Here is a 1,503-nt window from a genome sequence, read left to right on the forward strand (position 1 = left end):
ATTTACTGGAGAGAGTATATTTACGAACCACGAGAACATTTGGCTATTGTTGCGGTATGCAATGGAAGCATGAGTGCTGGATTTATTCAATTGACTGCCGTAATGAAATACTCCACGCTACACAAAACCAAATTATCGGGACTGGAGAATTAGAAGCCATCAAAGTGCAAAAACCTGCCTTTGTTCTGGGCGAAAGAGTAATGCTCTGTTCTCACGATAAGGGAACAAAGCAACGGCTGATTTTGGGGATTGCGCTAGTGAATAATTCTTGGTTTTACCTTGTCGAATTGGTGTCGCCAACCTTAACTCAATCACGGACTATATCGAATCGTTTCTCACTGGTTGGTGAAAAAAGTTTGGTGCGCGTGAATGTCTAATTCTCTCTAATCAACAACAAATTATCACCCAACTAAAGTTATGTCACAAATCGAAGTAGCCCAAATTATCGGCCAGATAAAGCAAGAAATCACTGTTGATGACTCTAATGGACAAGGTAAGGCTAGTTTTCGTGCAACAGCAAGATTAGCTGGGGTTGATGCTGCCGGATTATTCAGAAGTCTCAAAACGGCTGTTGACAATTCTCGCTCTAAAATGGTTGAAAAGCTTGTCCGTAAAGGCTTTGAGGGTGTTGACATTTTAGGGTGGTCGCAGTCTGGTATCCCTGACGAAGCGGGAAAAAGATGCAGCGAACAAGCTCTTTTAGCCTGTGAAGCATTTGAAAGTATCGGTGTTCGTGCCTGGATGCAAGACATTATGGGCTGGACAAAACCTGCTACTCAACCACAAGAACAACCTTCTACACCAGCCCTCCCCCCAGTTGAACAGCGATTGCATACTCTTGTTCTGGCAATGAAGACTTTAGCTGAGTTAACTGGTGGCAGACTCAACCCGTACACCGAACAGCAATTTAAAGACTATGCCGGCAACCTTTTGGCTGAACATAACCGAAAATTGCTAACCGCCACAGAAGAACGCTGGCTTGGCGTGGTCAACTTTGCAGAGAGCGAACTCGGTAAAAAAGTCCCCCTGAGCGGCGCTCACTACCGGGGACACTTGGGCACATGGGTGAGAACATTTTACCCACACTTGGGCGATCGCCAAGAAACACGATTGGTTAACGGGGTTCAACAGCCCATCTATGTCTACGCTTGTCACGATCCAGTTGTTGCCGCAGGTTTGACCAAAGCTATAGAAGAGTTCTTCGCTCATCCCAGTCCTGGCGCAGCACTAAGGCAGGCAGGTGCTTTCACTAGTAAAAAGGAACCAGTGCTGACCAAGTGAAAGCGAACGCCCCCACCACAGGAACGTTCGCTAATCTAAAGATGGAATTTTTGCTAAAGCATCAAATATTACCAAGAACATTAGAGTTGTCGGGAAATAGTGACTAAAATCGCTGAAAGGCTTAGGGAGTCTGGGTTTCAATAATTTTGGTCAGAAATCAATAAAAAGCTTGCCACAAGCAGATTTCAAGGATTTTTGAGCTTATTACCCAACAAGTCTATT

General features: G+C 44.8%; 2 protein-coding genes. Both read left to right on the plus strand.

The annotated features are described in order from the left end of the window. The coding region (locus H6G26_RS41685) for a DUF1392 family protein (RefSeq protein WP_190737998.1) at positions 1-377 on the plus strand (377 nt) is incomplete at its 5' end. Positions 378-417: 40 nt separating this feature from the next. Further along, entirely contained in the window at positions 418-1,281 is an 864-nt protein-coding gene (locus H6G26_RS41690) for a hypothetical protein (RefSeq protein WP_190738000.1), read from the plus strand. The last annotated feature ends 222 nt before the right edge of the window (positions 1,282-1,503 follow it).

Source organism: Nostoc sp. FACHB-888 (assembly GCF_014696655.1).
Classification (GTDB): Bacteria; Cyanobacteriota; Cyanobacteriia; order Cyanobacteriales; family Nostocaceae; genus Nostoc.